Origin of the sequence: Streptomyces sp. NPDC006458 (genome assembly GCF_040612135.1) — a bacterium.
Taxonomy (GTDB): Bacteria; Actinomycetota; Actinomycetes; order Streptomycetales; family Streptomycetaceae; genus Streptomyces.
Map to the genome: position 1 here is coordinate 1 of NZ_JBEXPR010000001.1, position 24,239 is coordinate 24,239.

A 24,239-nucleotide genomic window follows, 5' to 3' on the forward strand; every position below is an offset into this window, starting at 1 on the left:
TCCTGCGAGAACACCGCCACCGGACGCCCGTCGACCGTGCCGTAGCCGGTCACCACACCGTCGCCGTAAGGGCGGTTGGCGTCCAGGCCGAAGCTTGAGGACCGGTGCCGGGCGAACTCGTCCAGCTCCACGAACGAGTCCTCGTCCAGGAGCAGTTCGATCCGCTCACGGGCCGTCAGCTTGCCCTTCGCGTGCTGCTTCTCCACCGCACGTGCCGAGCCGGCGTGCGTCGCCTCCTGCACGCGGCGCTGGAGATCCGCGAGCTTGCCCGCGGTGGTGTGGATGTCGATCTCTTCCGGCTCGGACATCGGGATGCGGCTCCCTGCCTGCTCAAAAGGGGGGACGATTACTCATCCGTAGGGTAGTGGCGGCCCTACCGATCGGCAGTGCGGCGTACACCACACCTAGTGTGGCTTGCATGACTCCGCGAGATGCCTCAGACGACCGCTGGTCCGACCTCGACCGCCCACCCCTGAACAGCGCGTCCCTGCGCCGGGGGCTGGTGCGCGAGGGCGGGCTCTACCGCGACGTGGAGGTGGTGCGCGGCACCGGCTCCACCAACTCCGACCTCGTCGCGCTGGCCGTCGCGGGCAAGGCCCAGGAGGGCGCCGTCCTCGTCGCCGAGGAGCAGACCGCCGGGCGCGGCCGTCTCGACCGGCAGTGGACCGCCCCGCCCCGCTCGGGCCTGTTCTTCTCCGTGCTGCTGCGGCCCGCCGAGGTCCCGGTGGCCCGCTGGGGCTGGCTGCCGCTGCTGACCGGTGTGGCCGTGGCGACGGGTCTGTCGCGGGCGGCCGGGGTGGACACGGCACTCAAGTGGCCCAACGACCTTCTGGTCACCGTGGGCGGCGAGGAACGCAAGGCCGGCGGCATCCTCGCCGAGCGCGCCGGGGAGGACTCTGTCGTCGTCGGCGTCGGCATCAATGTGACCCTGCGTGAGGACGAACTCCCGGTGCCCCAGGCCGGATCGCTCGCCCTCGCGGGCGCGGCGACCACCGACCGCGACCCGCTGCTGCGGGCCGTGCTGCGCTCCCTGGAGGAGTGGTACGGCCGCTGGCGCGCCGCGGGCGGCGACCCCGTCGCCTCCGGTCTCCAGGAGACGTACGCGGCGGGCTGCGCGACGCTGGGACGAGTCGTCCGGGCGGAACTGCCGGGCGACCGCTCGATCGTGGGCGAGGCGGTGGCGGTCGACGGCGACGGCCGCCTGGTCCTGGCAACGGAGGATGGCGTACAGGAACCGGTGGGAGCGGGTGACATCGTGCACTTGAGACCGGCGTGACCTCGCGCACGTAAGAGACGCGGGACGGCGTCGATGTGCGGCTCGGCCACGGGCGCGGGAAACCGCAGGAAGACCCGCCCCGGCGCACACTGGGCACCCCGCAGACGCAGCCCCGACCGGCCTCACCTGACGGAGTGGCGTGGCCCACACCTGCCGTACAGTTGAGGCCGGTCGATACCTGACCGCGGCAGATCGGAAGGGCAGCAGGCGTGACCGTCGACGACACGGGCTCCGGCATCGGTCGTACCCCAGCGCCCGACGGCAACGGCACGGGCACCGACAACGGCGAGGACCCGCTCGCGCTCCGGTTGGAGGGGCTCATCCTCGGCGCCGAGCGCCGTTACACCCCCTTCCAGGCCGCCCGCAGCGCGGGCGTCTCCATGGAACTGGCGTCCCGCTTCTGGCGGGCGATGGGTTTCGCGGACATCGGCCAGGCCAAGGCGCTCACCGAGGCCGACGTGCTGGCGCTGCGCCGGCTGGCGGGCCTCGTCGAGGCGGGCCTGCTCAGCGAGGCCATGGCCGTGCAGGTGGCCCGTTCCACCGGCCAGACCACCGCCCGGCTGGCCGAGTGGCAGATCGACTCCTTCCTGGAGGGCCTGACCGAGCCGCCCGAGCCGGGCATGACCCGCACCGAGGTGACGTACCCGCTGGTCGAGCTGCTGCTGCCGGAGCTGGAGGAGTTCCTCGTCTACGTCTGGCGCCGCCAGCTCGCCGCCGCGACCGGCCGGGTCGTCCAGGCCGGTGACGACGAGGAGATGGTCGACCGCCGGCTCGCCGTCGGCTTCGCCGACCTGGTCGGGTTCACCCGCCTCACCCGCCGCCTGGAGGAGGAGGAGCTGGGTGAGCTGGTCGAGGCCTTCGAGACCACCGCCGCGGACCTGGTCGCCGCGCGCGGGGGCCGTCTGATCAAGACGCTCGGCGACGAGGTCCTGTACGCCGCCGACGACGCCGGCACGGCCGCCGAGATCGCCCTGCGCCTGATCGAGACCATGGCCAACGACGAGACGATGCCGGAGCTGCGCGTGGGCATCGCGTTCGGCACGGTCACCACCCGGATGGGCGATGTCTTCGGCACGACGGTCAACCTGGCCTCCCGCCTCACCTCTATAGCGCCCCGCGACGCCGTCCTCGTCGACAGCGCCTTCGCCGAGGAGGTGATCCGCATGGGTGAGGCGCCCGCCTCCGAGGCCGAGGCCGCGGAGGCGGCTGCCGCGGCGGAGAAGGAGGGAGAGGAGGCCCCGGCCTACCGTTTCGCCCTCCAGCCCATGTGGCAGCGCCCCGTGCGTGGCCTCGGCGTGGTCGAGCCGTGGCTGCTGACGCGCCGGGACGGGACGCCGTAGCCCCAAGCCGCAGAGCGTCGGGTCGCGTGACGGTGTGGCCGTAGGGCGTCGTCCGGTGCCCGCAGGGCGGTTGTCACGTACCCGCGGGGTGGTCGTCGCGTGGCCTTGGGGCGGCCGGCGCTCAGTCCCTCTCGATGCACAGCCCGATGACCGGGATGCACAGCCTGGGCGGCTGGGCCGGCGGGGTGGCGGTCGGCGAGGCGGAGGGCCGCGTGGGCTCCGGGGTGGGTCGCGGGTGCGGTGGCGGGGTGCTCGCCGGTGGTGCGCCGGGCGTCGTCGTCGCCCGGGGCGTCGGAGTGCTGGGCGTCTGCGGGATACCGGTCGCCGTGGGGGCCGCCCGGCTTGCGGAGGGCTTCGGGGCGGCTCCGCTCGCGGCGGGCGCGGGGCTGTCACCGGGCAGTGGCGACGCGGAGACCCCGCCGAGGGGCGCGGTCGCCGAGGGGCTCGCCCGCGGGAGGCCGGAGACGGTGGCGCCCGCGTGGGTCGCGCGCTCCGTCCCCCGGTACGGGTTGATTCGCGGCTCGGCCTCCGCCGTCCCGATCCCGCCGATGCCGGACTCCGGGGCCAGTCGTACGAGGCTCAGCGCGCCGGCGGCCAGCGCGAGGCCGCCCGCGGCGAGCAGCACCCGGCGGGGGCGGGGCCGCCGATGCCGTCCTCGCGCGCGGGTGGTGCTGTCGGTGTCGTCTGTCGTCATCGCGATCCCTCCCCGATGCGTGCGCCCCCCTCGCGCCGTGGCGGACGTTATGCGCGCTTGCGGGGGCCGGGAGGGAGTTGGGCGTGATGTCACTCGAATGGGGTGTCGGGTCTTGTGTGGCGAACGGATGTGTGGTTATCCCGCTTCTGTGCGTTTCGCCGTCCGCCGTCCGCCTTTCGGGCCCACGCGGCGGAGCCGTCCGCAGTCGCCAGTCCGCAGTCCGCAGTCCGCAGTCCGCAGCCCCCAGTCCGCCGTCAGCCGTCCGCCGTCCGCTTTTCGCGTCCACGCGGCGGAGCCGTACGCCGATGACGCCCCGCGCCCCTTGGCTCAGCCGGGGTCGGCTGCGATGATCTGGGGCGTTGGTGTTAACCCGCGTTAGCCGGAGGGCGTCATGGGCGAGGAGCGGTTCGGGGAGTTCGTGGCCGTACGGCGGCACGGGGACGGAGGCCACGTGGCCGAACTGACCCTGGACCGGCCCAAGGCGATGAACGCCGTGTCGAGCGAGATGGCCCGCTCCATCGGCACGGCCTGCGCGGCCCTGGGCGCGGACCGCGAGGTTCGGGCCGTGGTGGTGACCTCCACGCACGAACGCGCCTTCTGTGTCGGCGCCGACCTGAAGGAGCGGAACTCCTTCACCGACGCCGAGCTGGTCCGGCAGCGCCCGGTCGCGCGCGGGGCCTACACGGGCGTCCTGGAGCTGCCCGTGCCGACGATCGCCGCGGTGCACGGCTTCGCCCTCGGCGGCGGCTTCGAGCTGGCCCTGTCCTGCGATGTGATCGTGGCCGACGGGACGGCCGTGGTCGGTCTGCCGGAGGTCTCGGTGGGCGTCATCCCGGGCGGTGGCGGCACCCAGCTCCTCCCGCGCCGTGTGGGCGCCGCGCGGGCGGCCGAGCTGATCTTCACGGCCCGCCGCGTGGAGGCGCCGGAGGCGCGCGACCTCGGACTGATCGACGTCCTCGTGGACGAGGGGCAGGACCGCGAGGAGGCCCTCGCCCTCGCCGCCCGTATCGCCGGGAACTCGCCGGTGGGCCTCAGGGCGGCCAAGCGCGCCCTGCGCCTCGGGCACGGCCTCGACCTCCAGGCGGGTCTGGAGGTGGAGGACGCGGCCTGGCGCTCGGTGGCCTTCTCGGGGGACCGGGCGGAGGGGGTGCGGGCGTTCAACGAGAAGCGCAAGCCCCAGTGGCCGGGTGAGTGAGGCGGCTTCCCCCACCTGTTCGCCACACAAACACCCCATAGCTTGAAAAAGCTCCCTAACCTGGAGCAATGGGCGAGGACAAGCGGCTGTCGGCGGTGGTCGCGCTGGCGCAGGGCATGGCGGCGGCACACACTCCGCGCGAGTCCTGGCGCGCGGCGGCGCACGGTGCGTGCCGCGCACTGGACGGCAGCTTCGCGGCCCTGTCCGTGTGGGAGCGTGACCTGGGCCGCCTGAGGGTCCTCGTGAACGTGGGGGAGCGCGCCGCCGGTGAGGTGGAGTTCCCCGACGGCGAGACGTACCCCGTCCACCAGTTCCCGGAGATCACCGAGTTCCTCCATGAGCGCTGGGCGGGCGGGGGCGGTCCCCACGCCTGGGTGGAGACCGCGGACGGTCCCGCCGCGGGCCGCCCCGGCTATGTGCACCAGCGGGTCGCCGCCCTGCGCCGCCGGGGCCGCGGCAGCTGTGTCGTCGCCCCGGTCGTGCTGCACGGCCGGGCGTGGGGCGAGCTGTATGTGGCCCGTCCGGCGGGAGCCCTCGTCTTCGCGCCGGCCGACGCCGAGTTCGCCACCGTGCTGGCGGCCGTCGTCGCCGCGGGCATCGCGCAGACCGAGCGCCTGGAGGAGGCCCGCCGGCTGGCCTTCACGGACGCGCTGACCGGGCTCGCCAACCGCAGGGCCGTCGACATGCGCCTGGACGAGGCGATCGAGCGGTACCGCGCGGAGGGCGCCGTCGTCAGCCTCGTCGTCTGCGACGTCAACGGCCTCAAGCGGGTCAACGACACCCAGGGCCATGCCGTCGGCGACCGCCTGCTGGAACGGTTCGGCTCGGTGCTGTCGCTGTGCGGCGCGATGCTGCCGGGCACGCTGGCGGCCCGGCTGGGCGGGGACGAGTTCTGCCTCGTGGCGGTCGGTCCGCCCGCGGACGACGTGGTCAAGGTCGCCGACGAGCTCTGCCGCCGGGCCTCCGAGCTGGAACTGGGCGACGGGGTGGCCTGCGGGGTGGCGTCCACCGAGGACCCGATCGGCCCGGTCCGCTCGGCCCGCCGGCTGTTCCGGCTGGCGGACGCCGCCCAGTACCGGGCCAAGGCGGTGCGCGCCGCCAAGCCGGTGGTGGCCGGCCGGGCCGGCCCGGACGATCCGGTCGTCCGGCTGGCGGACGCGCCCTCCCGCGAGACGGGGGCGGAGCGCCGCAGCTTCCGTGGCCGCCGCTGACGGACGTGCATCACGTGCATCATGTGCATCACGTGCATCACGTGCATCACGTGCATCACGTGCATCACGTACATCACGTACATCCGTACGCCGGTATAGACGTACGGATGTACGGGCCGGCCGGCCGCGCGGGGTCAGTCGGTGTGGGGTGTTCCCCGGCCCGATCGGTAAGGGGCGTACCCCGCGGCCACTGGTGACATTTTCGAATTCACTGCGTACGCTCCTGAATATGGATATGCACACTGTGGTGGTGGGGACGTCCGGCACGACCGCGTCCGACGTTCTGGCCGTGGCGCGCGGCGGCGCCCGGGTCGAGCTCTCCGGGCAGGCGGTGGCCGCCCTCGCGGCGGCACGCGAGATCGTGGAGGCGCTGGCCGCCAAGCCCGAGCCCGTCTACGGCGTGAGCACCGGCTTCGGTGCCCTGGCGACCCGGCACATCAGCGAGGAACTGCGTACGCAGCTCCAGCGCAACATCGTCCGCTCGCACGCGGCCGGCATGGGCCCGCGCGTCGAGCGCGAGGTCGTGCGCGCGCTGATGTTCCTGCGCCTGAAGACCGTCTGCTCCGGCCACACCGGCGTCCGCCCCGAGGTCGCGCAGACCATGGCGGACCTGCTCAACGCCGGCATCACCCCGGTTGTGCACGAGTACGGTTCGCTCGGCTGCTCCGGCGACCTGGCCCCGCTGTCCCACTGTGCCCTGACGCTGATGGGCGAGGGCGACGCCGAGGGCCCGGACGGCACCGTCCGCCCGGCCGGCGAGCTGCTCGCCGAGCACGGCATCGCCCCCGTCGAACTGCGCGAGAAGGAGGGCCTCGCCCTTCTCAACGGCACCGACGGCATGCTCGGCATGCTGATCATGGCCCTCGCCGACCTCGACACCCTCTACAAGACGGCCGACGTCACCGCCGCCCTCTCCCTGGAGGCCCTGCTCGGCACCGACAAGGTCCTCGCGCCCGAACTGCACGCCATCCGCCCGCACCCGGGCCAGGGCGACTCCGCCGCCAACATGCTGGCCGTGCTCCAGGGCTCCGGCCTGACCGGGCACCACCAGGACGACGCCCCGCGCGTGCAGGACGCCTACTCGGTGCGCTGCGCCCCGCAGGTCGCAGGCGCCGGCCGCGACACACTCGCGCACGCCCGCCTGGTCGCCGAGCGCGAGCTGGCCTCGGCGGTCGACAACCCGGTCGTGCTGCCCGACGGCCGCGTCGAGTCCAACGGCAACTTCCACGGCGCGCCCGTCGCCTATGTGCTGGACTTCCTCGCCATCGCCGCCGCCGACCTGGCCTCCATCGCCGAGCGCCGCACCGACCGGCTGTTGGACAAGAACCGCAGCCACGGCCTTCCGCCGTTCCTCGCGGACGACGCCGGCGTCGACTCCGGCCTGATGATCGCCCAGTACACCCAGGCCGCCCTGGTCAGCGAGATGAAGCGGCTGGCCGTGCCCGCCTCGGCGGACTCCATCCCCTCCTCGGCGATGCAGGAGGACCACGTCTCCATGGGCTGGTCGGCGGCGCGCAAGCTGCGCACGGCCGTCGGCAGCCTCACCCGTGTCCTCGCCGTCGAGCTGTACGCCGCCGCCCGCGCGGTCGAGCTGCGCGAGGGCCTCACCCCGGCCCCGGCCAGCCGTGCCGTCATCGACGCCGCCCGCGCGGCCGGCGTCGGCGGCCCCGGCCCGGACCGTTTCCTCGCGCCCGACCTGGCCGCGGCGGACGCCTTTGTCCGCGACGGCTCGCTGATCATGGCCGCGGAGACGGTGACCGGTCCCCTGCGTTAGCGCTCCGCTGGGTTTGGCGTGGTGGGGGCCTGCTTCGCCGGGGTGTGCCGTGGTGCGTGGTTCTTCGGGTGCGGCTGCGTCGTGGCCGGTCGCGCAGTTCCCCGCGCCCCTTGGCGGCGTTGCCGAACCGCAGCCGACATCCCCGGGTCCGCTCGGACACGGGGCCCGCTGCCCAAGGCGCGGCCCGCTGCCCAAGGCGCGGCCCGCTGCCCAAGGCGCGGCCCGCTCCCCGGGTGCGGCCCGCTCCGGCCGGGGCTCGGGCGCGACGAAGGGCCCCGTCCGTGGTCGCGGACGGGGCCCTTCGTGCGGCCGTGTTACTTCAGCTTGCCGGCCTGCGCGTCGACGATCGGCGCCGGGACCTTGTAGTCCTTGCCGGTCATCATCGCGCCGAAGTTCATGGTGAAGTACGAGGCGAGGGTGTTGCCGTGCCGCACGACCTGAGTGTGGACCGTGCCGGTCTGGCCGGTCTCCTCGTCCATCTCGCCGGTCGCGACGAAGGCCACGGCCTCGTCGCCGGTGGCGCCGACCGCGGTCTCCTCGGCGACCTTGGTCATCTTCGTCGGCTCGCCGCCCTCGGAGACCTCGAAGCCGCCCGAGCAGTTCTTGACCGCCTCGGAGACCTTCGCGAAGGCGTCCGAAGCGCCCTCACCGTCGTACGAGGACAGCGCGACGACCGTCACGTCGACGCTCATGGCCTCGGCCATCGCGTCCTCGGCCTCGCCGTCCGCCAGGTCCTCCAGGGACTTGGAGGCGGTGTCGGTGGGCTTCTTCTCCTGCGTGGCCATGATGTTGGTCTCGGCCGGCGCGTCCGTGGGCGCGAGCCCGCTCATGACGTAGACGAGCGGCAGGCACTTCTCGTCGCCCTTGAGCTTCTTCTTGTCGGCGCTGAGCGCCTTCTCGACCGGCTTGACCTTGTAGCCGTCGACGTCGCCCTGTGCGATGAGCAGCTTGTCCAGCTCGGTCTTGCTGTACGTCTTCGCGTTCCCGCCCTGCTCCGAGGAGCCGGAACCCTTGGTGTCGTCCGAGCCGTTGTCCGAACACCCCGTGAGCAGCGCCAGCGACAGCGCGCCGACGACAGCCGTGGCGCACAGACGCGCCCCCGTTGATCTGTTCATGAGCGGACTATGAGTGTTCGGTCAAAGACGAGTCAAGCTTGGGTATTTAGACCCCAAGACGCTCTCTACGCACCGAATACACCACGAACCCGGCACCGAGGGTCAGGAAGAACGTGCCGCCCACGACATAGGGCGTGCTGTCGAAGCTTCCGGTGTCGGCGAGTTCGGTGCCGCCCGACGAGCTCTCGGTGCTCGCGGTGACGGCTCTGGCCTGCGTCGTCGTGGCCGCCGCGGGCTGATGTCCCACGGTCGGGTCCCCCGTCGCGTTCGCGGACGGGACGAACCACAGGGCGCCCAGCAGGCTTGCCGCGGCGGTGGCGGTCAGCAACGGACGGCGAGCGGATGACACGGAATATCGATCCCCTTGTGGCGCTGGCGAATTGGCCGTGTGCAGCGATGCTAATGAAAGGGGCGGGTCGCGGGAAAGCCATGTCGGCCGCCGGTCGTACGCTCCGGGCATGAGCACTCCAGAGACATCACGTTTTGTACGGCTTCGCGTTGAGCTCGTCCTTGAGGTGGACGACGTGGACGCGGTCACGGAGGCGGCGCTTGAGCGTGTCGCGGAGGACGGGGAGATGGCGGACTCCGAGCGTGCGCATGCCGAGAGCGCGGTCAGGGAAGACACAGCCGAGGCGCTCGCGTACCTGGTGGACCCGTTCGACCTGGTGGGCGAGGTGCCCGGGGTCGAACTCCAGCAGGCCTCCTGGAGCAGCGAGCTGATCGACTACGACCCCGACTCTCCGGACTGGGATCTGGACGAGGATGATGGCGGGGAGGACTACGAGGAGGACGGGGACGACGGGGAGCGGGCGTCGCACTGAGCCGGATGTGGGGAAATCGTGACCCTGGACGGCAACCGCCGTCCGGGGTTTCGTCGTCTCAGGGGACGCACCGACCGACAGCCGTACCGACCGGCCCTGCCGGGAAGTGGCGTGGCCCACACGTTCGGGACATGTGGAACGGGACGAACCGGTCGTAGCGTTGAAAGCTCATGGCGGGGAACTCTCGTGGTTACTGGGGATTCGGCAACGATGGAGAAGCGTGTGATGACGAACAGTAAGCGGCGGGGCCTGACGGTCGCGTCCGCGCTGCTCGGCGGTGTTCTGGTGCTCTCGGCCTGCTCCGGCGGCGACGAGGCCAAGGCCGACGGGGGCGGCGACACCTCGCAGGCCAAGGTCGACGAGGCGGCGGCGCAGAAGAACTCCGAGGCCCAGATCGAGATCACGCCCAAGGACGGCACGGCCAACGCCTCCATCAACAACTCCGCCGCCGTCACCGTGAGCAAGGGCACGCTCACCGAGGTGACGATGACCACCGCGGACGGCACGGCCGTCTCCGGCGAGATATCCGCCGACAAGACCAGCTGGAAGCCCAGCGCCCAGCTGGAGCGCTCGACCACCTACAAGATCGCGGTGACCGCGCAGGACGCCGAGGGCCGCGAGGCCCACGAGAACGCCTCCTTCACCACGGTCTCCCCGGACAGCAGCTTCATCGGCAGCTTCACGCCCGAGGACGGCTCCACCGTCGGCGTCGGTATGCCGGTCTCGATCAACTTCGACAAGGCGATCACCAACAAGGTGGACGTCCAGAAGGGGATCACCGTCACCTCCAGCGGCGGGCAGGAGGTCGTCGGCCACTGGTTCAACGCCAACCGCCTGGACTTCCGTCCCGAGAGCTACTGGACCGAGAACTCCACCGTCACGCTGAAGCTCGCGCTCGACGGTGTCGAGGGCGCCGACGGCGTCTACGGCGTCCAGCAGAAGACGGTCACCTTCAAGATCGGCCGCAACCAGGTGTCGATCGTCGACGCCAACAGCAAGCAGATGAAGGTCACGCAGAACGGCAAGGTCGTCAAGACCATCCCGATCTCCGCGGGCTCGCCCGACAACAAGACCTACGAAGGTCAGATGGTGATCTCCGAGAAGTTCAAGGAGACCCGGATGAACGGCGCCACGGTCGGCTTCACCGACGACGACGGCAAGGGCGAGTACGACATCAAGGACGTGCCGCACGCCATGCGCCTGACCACCTCGGGCACCTTCATCCACGGCAACTACTGGGGTGCCGACTCGGTCTTCGGCAGCGTCAACACCAGCCACGGCTGTGTCGGCCTGAACGACACCAAGGGCGCCAACGACCCGAACACCGAGGCCGCGTGGTTCTACGACAACTCGATCGTCGGTGACGTGGTCGTCGTGCAGAACACCGGCGACAAGACCGTCTCCCCGGACAACGGCCTCAACGGCTGGAACCTGAGCTGGGCGGAGTGGAAGGCCGGCTCGGCCGTCTGACCCTTCCTCAACAGCCCCACCGATGCCGCCCCCCGAGGGCGGCATCGGCGTTTTCGCGCCGCGCCCCGGAGGTACGTGAAGGCCCTCCGGGGCGTCGTCGCCGCCCCGCTCGCGCAAGCCCGGCATCCGCCCGGCGGGGTCGCCGTGCCGCCCCGCCGACGCAGCAACAGCGCGTCGCCATCGCCCGCGCGCTCGTCAAGCGACCCAAGGTGCTGCTCGCCGACGAGCCCACCGGCAACCTCGACGAGTCGATGCGCGACGAGGTGATGGACGTGCTGGAGACGATGTGGAAGGAGCACGGGCTGACCTTCGTGATGGTCACGCACGACTCCGCCATCGCCAGGCGGGCTCCCCGGCTCGCGACCATCCGCAAGGGCGCCATCACGGTCACCGAGCGCAGTGTGTCCTGAAATCGCTGCTGTCACCCGCTTTTATGACGGACTCGTGACAGACCCCTTGTTGAGGCCGCTGATCACCCCCCGGCATACTTCGTCCTCCGGGGGGTGTACGCGCATGTGTACGGGATGGCCCCCGGCCGGGTGAACGGGGAATTCGCCCGGCATTCGATCTCCCAGGGGGAGTCTTGCGCAGACAAGTGAAGAAGGCCGGTGCGGCAACTGTCGCCGGTGCCGCAGCCGTTGCGCTCGCCGCGGGTCTGACCAGCCCGGCGTCGGCCGACGTCGAGTCGCAGCACCGGGAGGCCGCCGCCAAGCTGACGGCTCACCACCGCATCACGCTGATCACGGGTGACCGCGTCACCGTCGACGCCAAGGGCCGTATCGTCGGCCTGCAGCGTGCCGAGGGCCGCGAGAACATACCCGTGTCGGTTCGTAAGTTCCAGGGCCACACGCTGGTCATCCCCGCCGACGCGGCGCGTCTGGTCGCCGACGGCAAGCTGGACCAGCGGCTGTTCGACATCACCGAGCTGAACAAGTCCGCCACCCGCAAGTCCCAGAAGAACGGCCTGAAGGTCATCGTCGGCTACAAGGGGGCCGCCTCGGCCGCCAAGGCCGACGTCCGCGACGCGGGCACCCTGCGCCGCAGCCTGGGCACCCTGAACGCCGACGCGGTGCAGACCCCCGAGTCGGACACCCCCGAGCTGTGGGACGCGGTCACCAACGGCGACAAGACCGCCGCCGGTGTCGCGCACGTCTGGCTGGACGGCGTCCGCCGCGTCACGCTCGACAAGTCCACCAAGCAGATCGGCGCCCCCGTCGCGTGGGCCGCCGGCTACGACGGCAAGGGCGTCAAGATCGCCGTCCTGGACACTGGTGTGGACGCCACCCACCCGGACCTGAAGACCCAGGTGACGGCGTCGAAGAACTTCACCCCGGCCGCGGACGCCTCCGACAAGTTCGGCCACGGCACCCACGTCGCGTCCATCGCGGCCGGTACCGGCGCCAAGTCGGGCGGCAAGTACAAGGGCGTGGCGCCGGGCGCGACGATCCTCAACGGCAAGGTCCTCGACGACTCCGGCTCCGGTGACGACTCCGGCATCCTCGCCGGCATGGAGTGGGCGGCCGCGGAGGGCGCCGACGTCGTCAACCTCAGCCTCGGCGGCCCGGACGGACCGGGTGTCGACCCGCTGGAGGCGGCGGTCGACAAGCTGTCCGCCGAGAAGGGCATCCTGTTCGCGATCGCGGCCGGCAACTCCGGTCCGGAGTCGGTCGGTTCGCCGGGCAGCGCGGACTCCGCGCTCACCGTCGGCGCCGTCGACGACACCGACGCGCTCGCCCCGTTCTCCTCCACCGGCCCGCGCGTCGGCGACGGCGCCATCAAGCCGGACGTCACCGCCCCGGGCGTGGACATCACCGCCGCGTCCGCCAAGGGCAGCGTCATCGAGCAGGAGGTCGGCGAGAACCCGGCCGGCTACCTGACCATCTCCGGTACCTCGATGGCCACCCCGCACGTCGCGGGCGCCGCGGCGATCCTCAAGCAGCAGCACCCGACGTGGACGTACGCCGAGATCAAGGGCGTGCTCACGGCCTCCACCAAGGGCGGCAAGTACACCGCCTTCCAGCAGGGTTCGGGCCGTATCCAGGTCGACAAGGCCCTGAATCAGACCGTGATCGCCGAGCCGGTCTCGGTCAGCTTCGGCACCCAGCAGTGGCCGCACACCGATGACGCGCCGGTCACCAAGCCGCTGACGTACCGCAACCTCGGCACCTCGCCGGTGACGCTGACCCTCAAGGCCACCGCCACCAACCCGAACGGCGCCGCGGCCCCGGCCGGCTTCTTCAAGCTGGCCGCTTCCACGGTGACCGTCCCGGCGGGCGGCACGGCCTCCGTGGACGTCACCGTCGACACCCGCCTCGGTGGCACGGTCGACGGCGCGTACTCCGCGTACGTGGTCGCGACCGGCGGCGGACAGAGCGTCCGTACTGCCGCCGCGGTCAACCGTGAGGTCGAGTCCTACGACCTCACCGTCAAGCACATCGGCAAGGACGGCCTGCCGACGGCGAAGTACAGCACGGTCCTGCTGGGCTACAGCGGCATCGGCTCGGGCCGTGTCGTCGACATCCCGCAGGCCGAGTCCGGTGTCACCACCGTGCGCGTGCCCCGCGGCACCTACGGCCTCGACGCCTGGATCGTGAAGGACTTCGTCAACTTCGAGGGCGGTCTCGACTGGCTGGTCCAGCCGAAGCTGAGCGTCACGAAGAACACCACGCTGACCCTCGACGCCCGTACCACCAAGGCGGCCGACATCACGGTGCCCGACACCGCGGCCGAGCCGCTGTCGGCGACGATCAACTACTCGTACGACACCGGCGGCTTCGGCATCGGCTTCATGGCCCCGTCCTTCGCCGACCTGCGCATGACCCACCTGGGCCCGACGGTCACCGGCCTGTCCCAGACCTGGAGCGGCCAGTGGACCAAGGGCGCCGGCACCGAGTGGGACGTGGCCCTGACCGCCAACGGCACCAAGATCGTGGGCGACAAGGTCAAGCACTTCAAGACCACCGAGCTCGCCACCCTGAAGAACATCCTCGCCGCGGCCACGCCCGGCAAGACCGGTGCGCTCAGCGTCTACGGCCTCTTCCCGCAGGCCTTCGTCATGGGCATCCCGGTGGAGCAGAAGCTGCCCGGCACGCGCACGGTGCACGTGTCCACGGGCGGCGGCATCGTGTGGGGCACGGACTTCGAGCAGTACCGCGGCAAGGACGCGGACGGCTTCCCGATCACCGAGGCCTTCTACACCAGCGACGCCCTGAAGGCCTACCAGGGCGGCAAGACCTACACGACCACCTTCAACAAGCCGGTGTTCGGCCCCAAGCTGACCGCCGACTACGGCCTGTACCGCGCCGGCAACAAGATCGGCGGCGTGCTGCCGCTGTTCGCCGACTCCGCGGGTCACCCCGGGTCCTCGGACTTCACCGCGGTGGCCACCACCCTCTACCGCAACGGCGTCAAGGTCGGCACGCACGACGACCCGCTGTTCGGTGAGAAGGAGTTCTCGGTTCCGTCCACCGACGCCGAGTACCGCCTGACCACCTCGGTCAAGCGCAGCGTCAAGGTCGCGGCCGCCTCCACGCGGATCGACGCCAGCTGGACCTTCCGGTCCAAGAAGCCCGCCACGAGCGACCCGGTGGCCCTGCCGGCCTCCAGCGTCCGCTTCGGCGCCAAGACCGGCTCGGACGGCCGTGTCGCGGCGGGCCTGACGCAGACCATCCCGGTCTCCGTCGAGGGCGCGGCGCGCGGCAGCAACCTCAAGTCGCTCGCGGTGTACGTGTCGTACGACTACGGCCAGACCTGGAAGAAGGTCACCGTGACCAACGGCAAGATCAAGGTCAAGAACCCGGGCAAGAACAAGGGTGTCTCCTTCCACGCCAAGATCACGGACAAGAAGAACAACAAGTCGACGCTGTCGATCTACAACGCGTACTACGGCAAGTGAGCCGTGCACCAAGGGCGCTCTGAGCCTTGAGCTCTGAGCCCTGAGCTTTGAGCCCTGAGCCCTGAGCCCTGAGCTTTGAGCGAACGGCCCGCAGGAAGCAGAGCTTCCGGCGGGCCGTTCGTGCTTGTGTGGCCCCATGACGGCTCACACGGTGGAGTACATCCGGTACCGCATTCCCGAAGAGCGCTCGGCGGAGTTCCTGGCCGCCTACACCCGCGCCGCGACGCAGCTGGCCGCGGCCCCCCAGTGCGTCGACTACGAGCTCACCCACTGCGAGGAGGACTCCGAGCACTACATCCTGCGCATCACCTGGACCTCGACCGCCGACCACCTCGACGGCTTCCGCAAGTCCGAACTGTTCCCCGGATTCCTGGCCGAGATCAGGCCCTACGTCTCCGACATCGAGGAGATGCGGCACTACGCCCCGACGCCCGTGCGCGGCAGCGGCGCGGCCGTCCCCAGCCTCTACGACTGGGCGGGCGGCGCGGACGCCTTCGCCCGCCTGACGTCCGTGTTCTACGACAAGGTCGTCGAAGACGACCTTCTGGCCCCCCTCTTCGCCCATCTCGACCCCGCCCACGCCGAGCACGTCGCCCTCTGGCTCGCCGAGGTCTTCGGCGGCCCGGCCCGCTACTCCGAGACGCAGGGCGGCCACAGCCACATGGTCGCCAAGCACTTCGGCAAGGCCATCACCGAGCCGCAGCGCCGCCGCTGGGTCAACCTCATCCAGGACGCCGCCGACGAGTCCGCCCTGCCCACCGACGCGGAGTTCCGCTCCGCCTTCCTCGCCTACGTGGAGTGGGGCACCCGCCTCGCGGTCTACTTCTCCGGCCCCGACGCGGCGCCTCCGGCGGAACAGCCGGTGCCGAAGTGGACGTGGGGTGCCGCGCCGCCGTATCAGGGGTGAGAGGGCCGCCGGGGCTGTGACCGGGGGTGGGAGGCGTGACGGGAACCCCCGTACCGGCGCCGGGCGGATCATCGTAGGGTCGGCCCATGACCGCCGCCGTGACCGCCATGATCACCGCCGTCGTCGGTGTCCTCGGCACGCTCTTCGCGCCCGTGCTCAGCCAGCGACTGACCGCGCGGCAGCGCGCCGAGGACACCGAACGGGCCGAGCGGGAGAGGCGATCGGCCGAACGGCGAGCGGCGTACACCGCGATGAACCGCTCGGCGCGCCAGTTCCACACCCTGCTCAAGGACGCCCTGCACCGCCTCCGCGACGGCGCCTACGCCGAGCAGGACCGCGACCGTCTCGAAGAGGCGCGCCGGGAGTACCGCGACCGGTACGCCGAGGCGCAGATGATCGTGCCGGAGCGGATCCTGGAGGCCTCCCGGTCCGTCAACGACGTCCTCGCCGAGGCGGACGCCGTGGTCAAGCGGCTGGACCGGGGCCTGGCCCGGGAGGGCGAGAACCCCGAGCGGCAGCTGCTGGTGCTGAAGGAGGAGGCGGAGCCCAGGCTGTCGGCGATGCGCGGGCTGATGCGGGAGGACCTGGGCGTCGCGGACTGAGCCCGCGCCGGGCGGGTGGAGACGAGCTCGCCCCGCGGGTCCTCGCCCGCCGACGGGGCGGGCGTCTCAGCCCCTCCGGTTCGCCGAGTCCTGGCCCGCCCGGGTGGCGTCCGTGCCCCAGCTGGCCAGCAGGCGCAGGGCCTCCGCGGAGGGGGTGCCGGGGTCGGCGTGGTAGGCGACGAGGGACTGTTCGCCGTCGTCGGCGATGCGGAACGACTCGTAGCGCAGGAGGAGTTCACCGACGAGCGGGTGACGCAGCTCCTTGACGCCGTAGGTCTTCTCCTTGACGTCGTGGGTGGCCCACAGCCGCCGGAAGTCCTCGCTCTTCACGGACAGTTCGCCCACCAGCGCGGACAGCCGCGTGTCGTCCGGATAGCAGCCGGCCTCCATCCGCAGCAGACAGACGATGTCGATCGCCTTCTGCTCCCAGCCCACGAATAGCTCGCGGTATTCGGGACGGAGGAACGCCAGCCGCGCCCAGTTGCGCTCCGCCACCGGCAGCTCCGCCCAGTCACCGAACACCGCGGCCGCCATCCTGTTCCACGCCAGGATGTCGGAGCGCCGCCCCACGACGTACGCCGGGACCGCGTCCATGGTGTCCAGCAACTGCTTCAGCGACGGCCGCACCTGCTGGGTGCGCGAGGCCGGCTTCTTCTTGTGCTGCTTGGGCTTGGCCAGATGCGTCAGATGCGCGTGCTCGGCGTCGGTCAGCCGCAGCGCGCGGGCGATCGCGTCCAGCACCTCCGCGGACACGTTGCGGCCGTTGCCCTGCTCCAGCCGCGTGTAGTACGCCACCGACACCCCGGCGAGCTGGGCGAGCTCCTCGCGCCGCAGCCCCGGAACCCTGCGGTGCCGGCCGAACTCGGGTAGCCCCACGTCCTGCGGCTTCAGCCGGGCGCGCCGGGTGCGCAGGAACTCGCTGAGCTCGGCTCTGCGGTCCAGGGTCGCGCCGGAATCGCGCTGTTCGTCCATGCGTCCAGTATTCCCGTACGTACGCACAGAAGCCTGACCTTTCCAGTGGTAGGAACGCTGGACGTAGGCAGAGCCGTGGCCTGGGCGGATGCGGGCGCGTGCGGCACGCTGGATCACGTGCCCGGCCGGAACGGCGGTCGGACACGGATCACCCTGCTTAGGAGAACCCCGGCATGACCACTGTCGCCGCGTACGCAGCCCCCGCCGCCAAGGCTCCCCTGGAGCGGACCACCATCGAGCGCCGCGAGGTGGGTGAGCACGACGTCCTGATCGACATCAAGTTCGCGGGCATCTGCCACTCCGACATCCACCAGGCCACGGAGGGCTGGGGCGAGGCCATCTTCCCGATGGTGCCCGGTCACGAGATCGCGGGAGTCGTCTCCGCGGTCGGTTCCGGTGTGACGAGGTTCGCCGTCGGCGACCGGGTGGGCGTCGGCTGCATGGTCGACTCCTGCCGCGAGTGCGACAACTGCAGGGCCGGCCAGGAGCAGTACTGCACCGGCGGCAACGTGATGACGTACAACGGCATCGGCAAGGACGGCGAGCCCACCTACGGCGGCTACTCCGAGAAGATCGTCGTCGACGAGAACTTCGTCGTACGCGTCCCGGACGGGCTGAAGCTCGACGAGGCCGCGCCGCTGCTGTGCGCGGGCATCACCCTGTACTCCCCGCTCAAGCACTGGGGCGCCGGCCCCGGCAAGAAGGTCGCCGTCCTCGGCATGGGCGGCCTCGGCCACATGGGCGTCAAGATCGCGCACGCGCTGGGCGCCGAGGTGACGGTGCTGTCGCAGTCCCTGCGCAAGAAGGAGGACGGCCTCAGGCTGGGCGCCGACCACTACTACGCCACCAGCGACCCGAAGACCTTCGAGGACCTGGCCGGCACCTTCGACCTGATCGTCTCCACGGTGTCCGTCGCGCTGGACTTCAACGCCTACCTGGGCCTGCTCAGGACCGGCGGCGCCCTGGTGAACGTCGGCGCCCCGGAGGAGCCGGTCAGCCTCAACCTGTTCTCCCTGATCGGGCAGCGCAAGACCCTCGCCGGCTCCATGATCGGCGGCATCGCCGAGACTCAGGAGATGCTCGACTTCTGCGCCGCGCACGGCCTCGGCGCCGAGATCGAGGTCATCGGCGCCGTCGAGATCAACGACGCGTACACCCGCGTCCTGGGCAGCGACATCCGCTACCGCTTCGTGATCGACACGGCGACGATCTGAGCCGACCTGCCGCCGAGGTGCCCGCGACGAGCCGGCACTCTCCCCGAGCCAACTGGCGAGCCGAGGCCCCCGGTCCCCGTCCCGGGGGCTTCGGCGTACCCCCGGAGTCCCCGTCCCGGGGGCTTCGGCGTACCTCCGGGGAGGGCCACGGCCGTACTCGGGACGTAGGCCCAGGGGCCCACAGGGATGCTCCCGCAGGTGGTGGTGCAGGGATGGGTCGGCTGCCTAGCGTGGAAGGAGCCGCTTCGGTCCGGCCCGGACGACGCGAAACCGGCATGCGCGAAATGGCATGCCCGCGAAACGGCAGGCGCGGAAAGGGCAGGCCCGCGAAACGGCAGGCCTGAAACGACAGGGAGGCACGCCCGATGACCATCCAGCTGAACCACACCATCGTCGCCGCGCACGACAAGCAGGCCTCGGCCCGCTTCCTGGCCGACCTCCTCGGCCTCGAAGTGAGCCCGCAGTACGGCCCCTTCACCCCGGTCGAGATCCCCAACGGGGTCACCCTCGACTTCATGGAGGTCCCGGGCGACATCACCCCGCAGCACTACGCGTTCCTGGTCTCCGAGGCCGACTTCGACACCATCTTCACCCGCATCCGCGACTCGGGCCTGACCTACTGGGCCGACCCCTTCCACTCCCGCCGCGGCGAGATCAACCACAACGACGGCGGCCGTGGCGCGTACTTCGACGATCCGAACGGGCACAACCTGGAGATACTGACGCGCCCGTACGGAAGCGGAGAGTGACGGCCGGGGCGACCGGCGACGCCTCGCGTGGCGATACGCGCATGTCCGAAGTCGCCCGGTCGGCCGGCGGCGGGTCGCGGCAGGCGGCAGGCTCAGTACGACTGCTCGCGGCGGTCGAGGACCTCGTAGTGCGCTGATCGCTTGTCGAAATCCGAGAGGACCGCCTGGGCGGCCGTGGGCACATGCGCCGCCTCGTAGTCCTCGCCCATGAACGCCTGGATGGACGCGAGGGCCTCGAACCACATCAGGGTCATGAACTCGACGTCGTCGTCCCGCTCGCGCCGGACCAGATCGATCGAGAGGAACCCGGGGATCTGCCGTGCCTCGATCCCGGGAATCACCTGCCCGCGGACGATGCGCTCGTACGCATCGGCGTTCTCCTTGGTGGTCCAGCCTCGCCACACACGACAGATCATGGGCCGAGCCTAGTGCGCGTCACCGCCGGGCGGACCGGACGCTGTTGCACGGTGTCGGGAAGTCGGCGGGGCCGTCCGGCGTGTACGACCAGTCCATGGTCACGACGAAGACGTCCATGCCCGTGAACAGTTCGTGTTGTACCGGGTCAGCACGATCGCGTACTCGTCCTCGGACTCCGGGTACCGCTTCGATTCGGGCAGGCTGTGGAAGCGCACCCAGCGGTCCGCGTGAGTACTGCCGAACGTGTGGGCGACGGGCGGACCCGCCGGCCGACTTTCCCGCCACAGCCCCGCCGGCGTCACGGGAGTGCGGCCACCGGTCACCCGTCCGCCGTCGCGACGCCGATCGGGCACGCGACCCCCGTCCCGCCCAGCCCGCAGTACCCGGCCGGGTTCTTGTGGAGGTACTGCTGGTGGTACGCCTCGGCCGGGTAGAAGGTGTGGTGCGCCGCGGGGAGGATCTCCGTGGTGATCTCGCCGTAGCCGGAGTCGCTGAGGACCTTCTGGTAGGCCGTGCGGGAGGACTCCGCGGCGATGGTCTGGGCGGGGGTGTGGGTGTAGACGGCGGAGCGGTACTGGGTGCCCACGTCATTGCCCTGGCGGAAGCCCTGGGTGGGGTCGTGGGACTCCCAGAAGGTCTTCAGGAGACGGTCGTAGGAGATCACCGCGGGGTCGAAGACCACGCGGACGACCTCGGTGTGGCCGGTCAGGCCGGAGCAGACCTCCTCGTAGGTGGCGTGCTCGGTGTGGCCGCCCTGGTAGCCGACCAGGGTCGTCCACACGCCCGCCGGGAGCTGCCAGAACTTCCGCTCGGCGCCCCAGAAGCAGCCGAGGCCGAAGTCGGCTACCTCCAGGCCCTCGGGGTAGGGGCCGAGCAGCGGGTTGCCCAGGACGGCGTGGCGGTCCGGGACCGCGAAGGCAGGCGTCGTGCGGCCGGGGAGTGCCTGCTCGGGCGTGGGCATCTCAGGGGTCCTGCCGAAGAGCATCGCGTCTCCCTGTGTCGCTCGGGTGGTGTGGCGCAGTCGTGGTGATCCGGCGCCGCGCGTATGCCCTGTGAACGTCCGGGGCCGCCGGGTAATTCCTCCCCGCCGACCCTCGGCGCACCCTCCCGGTCCTCAGCTCAGCAGCGTCGCCGGTGTCCCCCCGTTCGCCTCGAAGCCGGCGACCGCCAGCGCGCGGTACACCGCGAACTCCGCCGCCGGATCGGGGGACAGGGTCCACGGAAGGGCGCCGACATGACCGTCGACCAGGACGAGCTGGCTCATCGCCTCCGCCCAGCGCTCGGCGCGCACCAGGAAGAAGACGAGCATGTGGCGGACATGGGCGAGCATCGGATCGTCGGGCCGGGCCGTGTGCACCGCGTGCAGGGCGCCGTGCATCGCCTTGGTGACGACCTCGCTCCGGTAGAAGCTGGAGACCAGGTTGACCTCGGGCAGGTGCTCGAAGACCGCGAACAGCGGCATGGCCGCGAGCAGCGAACCATGCGGCGCCCGCGCGGCTGCGGCCTCGGCGAAGGAGTAGGCCTGCTCGCGCGAGCCGTGCCACTTCTCGCACCAGTAGTGCAGGGCTGCCAGGTGCGCGCCCATGTGGTGCGGCGCGCGGTCCAGGATCTTCAGCCAGAGCTGCTCGAACTCCGGCTGCGGATAGGCCAGCCCACGGGCCACGGACAGCTCGATGACGTACGGGACCGGGTCACCGGGGGCGAGCAGCGCGGCCTCGGCGCACGCGGCCTTCGCCTCCTCCATGATGATCCGGAAGTCGTCCGTGCCGGGCGTCGACGTACGCCACGCCTGCTGCACCAGGAACTCGGCGTGCACCGCCGCCCCGCCCGCGTCCTTGGGCTGCTCCGCACGCCACACCCGCAGCCACTGCCCGCCCGGGGTGTCGCTGACCCCGCCCGGCCGCTGCTGGAGCTCCAGGGCCGCGGCCCCGGCGAAGGCCTGTACGCGCTGCCAGCGCCGCTCGCCCTCCTTCTCGGTGCCCGCGAGCAGCTGCGCCGCCGCCCGGTGGTCCTGGGTGCGCTGCACCAGGTCCAGAACGTCCACCAGGTCCTGATCGGGGCCGGGCATGCGGACGTCCAGCTCCTCCTGCCGTACGAACCCGTAGTTGGCGGGATCGGCGGCATCCGGGTGCCCGGGGGACACCAGCTCGATGCCGCGGCGCCTGCGCATGACGTACGGACCGAGCACCAGGCTCAGCATGAGCAGGGCCATCAGGACCCAGAGAATCTCCATGCCTCCAGCGAACCAGACCGCACCGGCAATTGGCCAACCTGGTCCCCGACCTGTGGAAAACTCCCGCACGCAGCCGCCCCGGACCACCGCGACGGATGTGCTCGGGTCAACCGCGATCAGCAGCAGGCCCCCAGTCGGACTACGCTCGGTTCACATGAGCGACAGGCACATCAGTCAGCACTTCGAGACGCTCGCCATCCATGCGGGCAACACGGCCGACCCCCTGACCGGGGCGGTCGTTCCGCCGATCTACCAGGTGTCCACGTACAAGCAGGACGGCGTAGGCGGCCTGCGCGGCGGCTACGAGTACAGCCGCAGCGCCAACCCCACCAGGACCGCGCTCGAGGAGAACCTCGCCGCCCTGGAGGGCGGCCGCCGCGGCCTCGCGTTCGCGTCCGGACTGGCGGCCGAGGACTGCCTGTTGCGTACGCTGCTCAGCCCCGGCGACCACGTGGTGATCCCGAACGACGCGTACGGCGGCACGTTCCGGCTCTTCGCCAAGGTCGTCGCCCGCTGGGGCGTGGAGTGGTCGGTCGCCGACACCAGCGACCCGGCCGCCGTGCGCGCCGCGATCACCCCGAAGACCAAGGCCGTGTGGGTGGAGACCCCCTCCAACCCCCTCCTCGGCATCACCGACATCGCCGCCGTCGCCCAGATCGCCCGGGACGCCGGCGCGAAGCTGGTCGTCGACAACACCTTCGCGACGCCGTACCTCCAGCAGCCGCTGTCGCTCGGCGCCGACGTCGTCGTGCACTCCCTGACCAAGTACATGGGCGGCCACTCCGACGTGGTCGGCGGCGCACTGGTCGTGGCCGACGAGGCGCTCGGCGAGGAACTGGCGTACCACCAGAACGCGATGGGCGCCGTCGCCGGTCCCTTCGACTCCTGGCTGGTGCTGCGCGGAGCCAAGACGCTGTCGGTGCGCATGGACCGGCACAGCGAGAACGCCGCCAAGATCGCCGACATGCTCACCCGGCACGCGCGCGTGACGAAGGTGCTCTACCCGGGTCTGCCCGAGCACCCCGGCCACGAGGTCGCGGCCAAGCAGATGAAGACGTTCGGCGGCATGGTCTCCTTCCAGGTGCAGGGCGGCGAGGAGGCGGCCGTCGAGGTCTGCAACCGCGCCAGGATCTTCACCCTGGGCGAGTCCCTGGGCGGCGTGGAGTCGCTGATCGAGCACCCGGGCCGCATGACGCACGCCTCCGTGGTCGGCTCGGCCCTTGAGGTCCCCGGCGACCTCGTCCGCCTGTCCGTCGGCATCGAGAACGTGGAGGACCTCCTGGAGGACCTCCAGCAGGCGCTCGGCTGACGATCACCAGCCGGTCAGGGGTGGGGTCGTGTCCGTCGGCGGCTCCACCCACGGCCGGGCCAGCACGGCCCACACCACGAAGGCGACCGTCGCCGCGGACAGCGCCAGCCACAGCAGGCGCCGTGCCAGCGTCTGCCGGCGCAGCAGGCGGCTGCCCTGGCGTACGGCGTCCGTGTGCAGCTCCGGCGGCACCGGGGGCGGTGTCCGCTCCATGATCCGCCGGGCCGCGGCCTCTCGGTCGGCGCGGCTCATACCGGTCTCTCCGCGTCCGGTCTCTCCCCGTCCGGCCCGTTCACGTGAGGACTCCCTTCGTCATGACGCCACCGCCTTCATGACGCCACCGCCTTCGCGCTCGCGCCCGTGACCGTCGGGGCCGGGCCCCGCGGCGGGTGCAGCACGATCGCCGTGGCGCGGTCGCAGACAGCCCGTACGCGTTCCACGGGCAGGCCCAGCAGCGCGGCGGCCTGTTCCTCCGCGACCCCCTCGTACAACCTCAGAACGAGGACCAGCCGCTCCTGCGGGGCGAGCGCGGCGAGCACGCTGCCGGGCTGCGGGCGGGCCCGGCCGAGACCGCCGTACCGGTGCCAGGCGGTGCGGGCGAAATGGGTGGCCAGATACTGGCGGGTGCGGTCGTACGGGTCCTCGCCGCGCAGTCGGTTCCAGCACGCGTACGTGCGCGCGAGAGCGAGCGTGAGCAGACGGCGCGCGCGTGTGTTGTCGGCCGGGGTCTCCGCCGTCAGCAGCGTGGCGGTGTGCAGCAGCCGCCCCGCGGCGCCCGCGACGAACGCCTCGAACTCCCGGTCCCGTCCGGCGCTTTGCGCCGCTTGCCGTTCTCGCACCGCGCCTCCCCCCTGAGGGCGACCCTGAGGAATCCGGTCCCGGCCGCATCCGGCCGCCGTGAGGCGAACCCGCGTACGACGAGGACCCGGTCTCATATGAGGCCAGGGGTGCCCTTTCGGTCAAGAGCCGCGCAAGAGCCCGGCCGCCGCGGCCCTCGTGCAGGCGGCCCCGGGTGGGTGCGGCCCTCGTGTGAGCGGCTCCCCCC

The 24,239-nt window shown here is 71.5% G+C and carries 23 protein-coding genes and 1 pseudogene; 14 read left to right on the forward strand and 10 right to left on the reverse strand.

Annotation, left to right across the window (positions count from 1 at the left end):
• The coding region (locus tag ABZZ79_RS00005) for a carboxyl transferase domain-containing protein (protein ID WP_356684723.1) at positions 1-308 on the reverse strand (308 nt) is incomplete at its 3' end.
• Between the two features lie 110 nt (positions 309-418).
• Between ABZZ79_RS00005 and ABZZ79_RS00010 the strand changes: the two genes are divergently transcribed.
• A complete protein-coding gene (locus ABZZ79_RS00010; protein WP_356684725.1) occupies positions 419-1,276 on the forward strand; it encodes a biotin--[acetyl-CoA-carboxylase] ligase in 858 nt (285 codons plus the stop codon).
• A gap of 209 nt (positions 1,277-1,485) precedes the next feature.
• A complete protein-coding gene (locus tag ABZZ79_RS00015) occupies positions 1,486-2,616 on the forward strand; it encodes an adenylate/guanylate cyclase domain-containing protein (RefSeq protein ID WP_356684727.1) in 1,131 nt (376 codons plus the stop codon).
• Positions 2,617-2,737: 121 nt separating this feature from the next.
• On the opposite strand, the gene ABZZ79_RS00020 is transcribed toward ABZZ79_RS00015, so the two are convergent.
• On the reverse strand, positions 2,738-3,310 hold the full coding sequence (locus ABZZ79_RS00020) for a hypothetical protein (RefSeq protein WP_356684729.1): 573 nt from the start codon (positions 3,308-3,310) through the stop codon (positions 2,738-2,740).
• Positions 3,311-3,701: 391 nt separating this feature from the next.
• Here ABZZ79_RS00020 and ABZZ79_RS00025 point away from each other — a divergent pair, with 391 nt between their 5' ends.
• From ABZZ79_RS00025 to hutH, 3 genes are all read left to right on the forward strand, one after another.
• Positions 3,702-4,505: an enoyl-CoA hydratase-related protein gene (locus ABZZ79_RS00025; RefSeq protein WP_356684731.1), complete on the forward strand. Its 804-nt coding sequence runs from the start codon at positions 3,702-3,704 to the stop codon at positions 4,503-4,505.
• A gap of 68 nt (positions 4,506-4,573) precedes the next feature.
• Positions 4,574-5,716 (forward strand): GGDEF domain-containing protein, encoded by a 1,143-nt coding sequence (locus ABZZ79_RS00030; protein ID WP_356684733.1) that lies wholly within the window; start codon positions 4,574-4,576, stop codon positions 5,714-5,716.
• Between the two features lie 235 nt (positions 5,717-5,951).
• Positions 5,952-7,490, forward strand: a complete 1,539-nt coding sequence (hutH, locus tag ABZZ79_RS00035) for a histidine ammonia-lyase (protein WP_356685812.1) — start codon at positions 5,952-5,954, stop codon at positions 7,488-7,490.
• Between the two features lie 314 nt (positions 7,491-7,804).
• Here the strand turns inward: hutH and ABZZ79_RS00040 are convergent, their stop codons facing one another.
• Together ABZZ79_RS00040 and ABZZ79_RS00045 are read right to left on the reverse strand one after the other, a co-directional pair.
• Positions 7,805-8,605 carry a hypothetical protein gene (locus ABZZ79_RS00040; RefSeq protein ID WP_356684735.1) on the reverse strand — a complete coding sequence of 267 codons (801 nt, stop codon included), beginning with the start codon at positions 8,603-8,605 and terminating at the stop codon, positions 7,805-7,807.
• Positions 8,606-8,651: 46 nt separating this feature from the next.
• Positions 8,652-8,954, reverse strand: a complete 303-nt coding sequence (locus ABZZ79_RS00045; protein WP_356684737.1) for a hypothetical protein — start codon at positions 8,952-8,954, stop codon at positions 8,652-8,654.
• Positions 8,955-9,063: 109 nt separating this feature from the next.
• Between ABZZ79_RS00045 and ABZZ79_RS00050 the strand changes: the two genes are divergently transcribed.
• The 6 genes and pseudogenes from ABZZ79_RS00050 to ABZZ79_RS00075 all read left to right on the forward strand — a co-directional run bounded on the left by ABZZ79_RS00050 (position 9,064) and on the right by ABZZ79_RS00075 (position 16,300).
• Positions 9,064-9,426, forward strand: a complete 363-nt coding sequence (locus ABZZ79_RS00050) for a hypothetical protein (protein ID WP_356684739.1) — start codon at positions 9,064-9,066, stop codon at positions 9,424-9,426.
• Between the two features lie 210 nt (positions 9,427-9,636).
• Positions 9,637-10,896: an Ig-like domain-containing protein gene (locus ABZZ79_RS00055; RefSeq protein ID WP_356684741.1), complete on the forward strand. Its 1,260-nt coding sequence runs from the start codon at positions 9,637-9,639 to the stop codon at positions 10,894-10,896.
• Positions 10,897-11,057: 161 nt separating this feature from the next.
• A pseudogene (locus tag ABZZ79_RS00060) lies at positions 11,058-11,306 on the forward strand (ATP-binding cassette domain-containing protein); the annotation flags it as partial.
• A gap of 173 nt (positions 11,307-11,479) precedes the next feature.
• Entirely contained in the window at positions 11,480-14,791 is a 3,312-nt protein-coding gene (locus tag ABZZ79_RS00065; protein WP_356684743.1) for a S8 family serine peptidase, read from the forward strand.
• A 136-nt stretch (positions 14,792-14,927) separates the two neighbouring features.
• The gene (locus ABZZ79_RS00070) at positions 14,928-15,698 is read left to right on the forward strand and encodes an antibiotic biosynthesis monooxygenase (protein WP_356684745.1); all 771 of its coding nucleotides are present in this window, start codon (positions 14,928-14,930) and stop codon (positions 15,696-15,698) included.
• A gap of 86 nt (positions 15,699-15,784) precedes the next feature.
• Positions 15,785-16,300, forward strand: a complete 516-nt coding sequence (locus tag ABZZ79_RS00075; RefSeq protein ID WP_356684747.1) for a hypothetical protein — start codon at positions 15,785-15,787, stop codon at positions 16,298-16,300.
• A 66-nt stretch (positions 16,301-16,366) separates the two neighbouring features.
• Here ABZZ79_RS00075 and ABZZ79_RS00080 read toward each other — a convergent pair whose 3' ends face one another.
• Positions 16,367-17,272, reverse strand: a complete 906-nt coding sequence (locus tag ABZZ79_RS00080) for a helix-turn-helix transcriptional regulator (protein ID WP_356684749.1) — start codon at positions 17,270-17,272, stop codon at positions 16,367-16,369.
• Between the two features lie 173 nt (positions 17,273-17,445).
• Between ABZZ79_RS00080 and ABZZ79_RS00085 the strand changes: the two genes are divergently transcribed.
• Together ABZZ79_RS00085 and ABZZ79_RS00090 are read left to right on the forward strand one after the other, a co-directional pair.
• Complete coding sequence (locus ABZZ79_RS00085; RefSeq protein ID WP_356684751.1) at positions 17,446-18,486, forward strand: NAD(P)-dependent alcohol dehydrogenase; 1,041 nt, start codon at positions 17,446-17,448, stop codon at positions 18,484-18,486.
• Between the two features lie 365 nt (positions 18,487-18,851).
• Positions 18,852-19,235 (forward strand): VOC family protein, encoded by a 384-nt coding sequence (locus ABZZ79_RS00090; protein WP_356684753.1) that lies wholly within the window; start codon positions 18,852-18,854, stop codon positions 19,233-19,235.
• Positions 19,236-19,327: 92 nt separating this feature from the next.
• Here ABZZ79_RS00090 and ABZZ79_RS00095 read toward each other — a convergent pair whose 3' ends face one another.
• The 3 genes from ABZZ79_RS00095 to ABZZ79_RS00105 form a co-directional block, all read right to left on the reverse strand.
• Positions 19,328-19,651 (reverse strand): antibiotic biosynthesis monooxygenase, encoded by a 324-nt coding sequence (locus tag ABZZ79_RS00095; protein ID WP_356684755.1) that lies wholly within the window; start codon positions 19,649-19,651, stop codon positions 19,328-19,330.
• Positions 19,652-19,971: 320 nt separating this feature from the next.
• Complete coding sequence (gene msrA / locus ABZZ79_RS00100; protein ID WP_356684757.1) at positions 19,972-20,637, reverse strand: peptide-methionine (S)-S-oxide reductase MsrA; 666 nt, start codon at positions 20,635-20,637, stop codon at positions 19,972-19,974.
• A gap of 129 nt (positions 20,638-20,766) precedes the next feature.
• On the reverse strand, positions 20,767-21,885 hold the full coding sequence (locus ABZZ79_RS00105; RefSeq protein ID WP_356684759.1) for a hypothetical protein: 1,119 nt from the start codon (positions 21,883-21,885) through the stop codon (positions 20,767-20,769).
• Positions 21,886-22,039: 154 nt separating this feature from the next.
• Here ABZZ79_RS00105 and ABZZ79_RS00110 point away from each other — a divergent pair, with 154 nt between their 5' ends.
• Positions 22,040-23,194: a cystathionine gamma-synthase gene (locus ABZZ79_RS00110; protein WP_356684761.1), complete on the forward strand. Its 1,155-nt coding sequence runs from the start codon at positions 22,040-22,042 to the stop codon at positions 23,192-23,194.
• 3 nt (positions 23,195-23,197) lie between these two features.
• Here the strand turns inward: ABZZ79_RS00110 and ABZZ79_RS00115 are convergent, their stop codons facing one another.
• Positions 23,198-23,446 carry a hypothetical protein gene (locus ABZZ79_RS00115; protein WP_356684763.1) on the reverse strand — a complete coding sequence of 83 codons (249 nt, stop codon included), beginning with the start codon at positions 23,444-23,446 and terminating at the stop codon, positions 23,198-23,200.
• Positions 23,447-23,523: 77 nt separating this feature from the next.
• Positions 23,524-24,033: a sigma factor-like helix-turn-helix DNA-binding protein gene (locus ABZZ79_RS00120; RefSeq protein WP_356684765.1), complete on the reverse strand. Its 510-nt coding sequence runs from the start codon at positions 24,031-24,033 to the stop codon at positions 23,524-23,526.
• Positions 24,034-24,239 lie beyond the last annotated feature (206 nt).

What these genes read in the sequence shown, in the direction of transcription:
- ABZZ79_RS00010 (WP_356684725.1), top strand. Translation starts at nt 419, where the DNA reads ATGACTCCGCGAGATGCCTCAGACGACCGCTGGTCCGACCTCGACCGC.
- ABZZ79_RS00020 (WP_356684729.1), bottom strand. Translation starts at nt 3,310, where the DNA reads ATGACGACAGACGACACCGACAGCACCACCCGCGCGCGAGGACGGCAT.
- ABZZ79_RS00025 (WP_356684731.1), top strand. Translation starts at nt 3,702, where the DNA reads ATGGGCGAGGAGCGGTTCGGGGAGTTCGTGGCCGTACGGCGGCACGGG.
- ABZZ79_RS00030 (WP_356684733.1), top strand. Translation starts at nt 4,574, where the DNA reads ATGGGCGAGGACAAGCGGCTGTCGGCGGTGGTCGCGCTGGCGCAGGGC.
- hutH (WP_356685812.1), top strand. Translation starts at nt 5,952, where the DNA reads ATGCACACTGTGGTGGTGGGGACGTCCGGCACGACCGCGTCCGACGTT.
- ABZZ79_RS00040 (WP_356684735.1), bottom strand. Translation starts at nt 8,605, where the DNA reads ATGAACAGATCAACGGGGGCGCGTCTGTGCGCCACGGCTGTCGTCGGC.
- ABZZ79_RS00050 (WP_356684739.1), top strand. Translation starts at nt 9,064, where the DNA reads ATGAGCACTCCAGAGACATCACGTTTTGTACGGCTTCGCGTTGAGCTC.
- ABZZ79_RS00055 (WP_356684741.1), top strand. Translation starts at nt 9,637, where the DNA reads ATGGAGAAGCGTGTGATGACGAACAGTAAGCGGCGGGGCCTGACGGTC.
- ABZZ79_RS00070 (WP_356684745.1), top strand. Translation starts at nt 14,928, where the DNA reads ATGACGGCTCACACGGTGGAGTACATCCGGTACCGCATTCCCGAAGAG.
- ABZZ79_RS00075 (WP_356684747.1), top strand. Translation starts at nt 15,785, where the DNA reads ATGACCGCCGCCGTGACCGCCATGATCACCGCCGTCGTCGGTGTCCTC.
- ABZZ79_RS00080 (WP_356684749.1), bottom strand. Translation starts at nt 17,272, where the DNA reads ATGGACGAACAGCGCGATTCCGGCGCGACCCTGGACCGCAGAGCCGAG.
- ABZZ79_RS00085 (WP_356684751.1), top strand. Translation starts at nt 17,446, where the DNA reads ATGACCACTGTCGCCGCGTACGCAGCCCCCGCCGCCAAGGCTCCCCTG.
- ABZZ79_RS00090 (WP_356684753.1), top strand. Translation starts at nt 18,852, where the DNA reads ATGACCATCCAGCTGAACCACACCATCGTCGCCGCGCACGACAAGCAG.
- ABZZ79_RS00095 (WP_356684755.1), bottom strand. Translation starts at nt 19,651, where the DNA reads ATGATCTGTCGTGTGTGGCGAGGCTGGACCACCAAGGAGAACGCCGAT.
- msrA (WP_356684757.1), bottom strand. Translation starts at nt 20,637, where the DNA reads ATGCTCTTCGGCAGGACCCCTGAGATGCCCACGCCCGAGCAGGCACTC.
- ABZZ79_RS00105 (WP_356684759.1), bottom strand. Translation starts at nt 21,885, where the DNA reads ATGGAGATTCTCTGGGTCCTGATGGCCCTGCTCATGCTGAGCCTGGTG.
- ABZZ79_RS00110 (WP_356684761.1), top strand. Translation starts at nt 22,040, where the DNA reads ATGAGCGACAGGCACATCAGTCAGCACTTCGAGACGCTCGCCATCCAT.
- ABZZ79_RS00115 (WP_356684763.1), bottom strand. Translation starts at nt 23,446, where the DNA reads ATGAGCCGCGCCGACCGAGAGGCCGCGGCCCGGCGGATCATGGAGCGG.